We start from the raw sequence: 1,410 nt of genomic DNA, 5'->3' as shown, positions 1-1,410 counted from the left end.
AGGCGGTGCCGGAACCGCCGTGCTGCGCTCCGATTTCCATCGAGGCGGATGGGGAACGGCGATGGCGGAGACCAAGGGCAAAGGCAGCGCAACGGCGAAGAAGGCGAACGCCAAGGCTGCCGAGGAGGGGAAGGGCAACCCCCGCAACTCGTCCTCGGCGCAGGCCGAGCTTGGCAGGAAGGGCGGGAAGTCCAAAACGTGATTGGTGCCCCCGGCGTGCCCACGATCCTCCGAGCGACTATGACTGTGAGGCGCGAGGATGACAGATCCTGAGCCGGCCGAGGCCCGGTGGCGAGGCGCGGCGGTCCGGCTCCTGGCGCTTGTCGCCCGACCTGCCCAACGAGCGCAGGGCCGGGGCGGCATCGTCGTCGAAGCCTACCGGGGCTACGGCACGCGCGAAGAGATCTTCCTGATCGGACGCGTGTTTCGGCAGTCGCACCCGGATCGCAACGCCAGTCCGGACGACCTTCGTGCGAACCTGCGCGACATCGCGCGCCGTATCCGCCGCCGCAAAGTCGTCGGGGCCTTCGTGACCGCCCGCTTCGGCGGTGCGCAGGCGCGCGTGGCGACCGACCGGGACGGTTACTTCCGGATTCACCTGCGGCCGCGCGACGTGCCGTCCGGCGCGGTCGCCTGGCACCCGGTCGACCTGACGCTCGATGCCGACCCGCCGGTGAGCGCACAGGGACACGTGTTCATCCCGCCCGCGACATGTCGCTTCGTCGTCATCAGCGACATCGACGACACGATCATGCACACCGGGGTGGCCAACAAGTTCAAGATGCTCTGGCGCCTGTTCGTGGCCGATGCCGAAAGCCGGGTCGCGTTCCCGGGCGCGGCCGCATTGTGCCGGGCGCTTCACGCCGGGGCCACCGGCGTCGAGGCCAACCCGATGCTCTACGTGTCGCGCGCACCCTGGGGCATCTACGACATGCTCGGCGCGTTCTTCCGGCAGCATGCGATCCCGATCGGACCGATCCTGTTCCTGCGCGAATGGGGCCTGTCCTGGCGCCATCCGCTGCCGCGAAAGGCCGAGGACCACAAGCGCGAACTCATCGGCAACATGCTGGCCCTCTATCGCGAGCTCCCGTTCGTTCTGCTCGGCGACAGCGGCCAGCATGACCCGGAGGTCTACGCCCAGGTCGTGGCGGACCATCCAGGCCGGGTGCTGGCCGTCTACATCCGCAACGTCTCACGCGATGCGGGTCGCATCGTCGAGATCGAACGCCTCGCCGCTGCGGTTGGCGCGGCCGGCAGCAGTCTCGTGCTCGCCGCCGACAGTGCCGCCATGGCCAAGCACGCCGTCGGCCTCGGTCTCATCGCGCCGGAAGGCCGTGGCGCGGTCTCGACCGAGCGAGCCTCGGCGAACACGATCGAGGTCGCGGCCGAGAGCCACCGTGTCGGGGGCAT

General features: G+C 69.6%; 2 protein-coding genes. Both read left to right on the top strand.

Annotation, left to right across the window (positions count from 1 at the left end):
* On the top strand, positions 1-202 hold a 202-nt coding region (locus COGEMETH_RS25160; RefSeq protein ID WP_238185393.1), incomplete at its 5' end, for a hypothetical protein.
* A 57-nt stretch (positions 203-259) separates the two neighbouring features.
* Positions 260-1,410 (top strand): App1 family protein phosphatidate phosphatase (locus COGEMETH_RS25155; protein ID WP_238185392.1); only part of this gene is annotated, 1,151 nt, incomplete at its 3' end.

It is taken from the genome of Methylobacterium trifolii (genome assembly GCF_022179685.1).
Classification (GTDB): Bacteria; Pseudomonadota; Alphaproteobacteria; order Rhizobiales; family Beijerinckiaceae; genus Methylobacterium; species Methylobacterium trifolii.
This window is presented reverse-complemented; position numbering and strand designations above follow the sequence as displayed.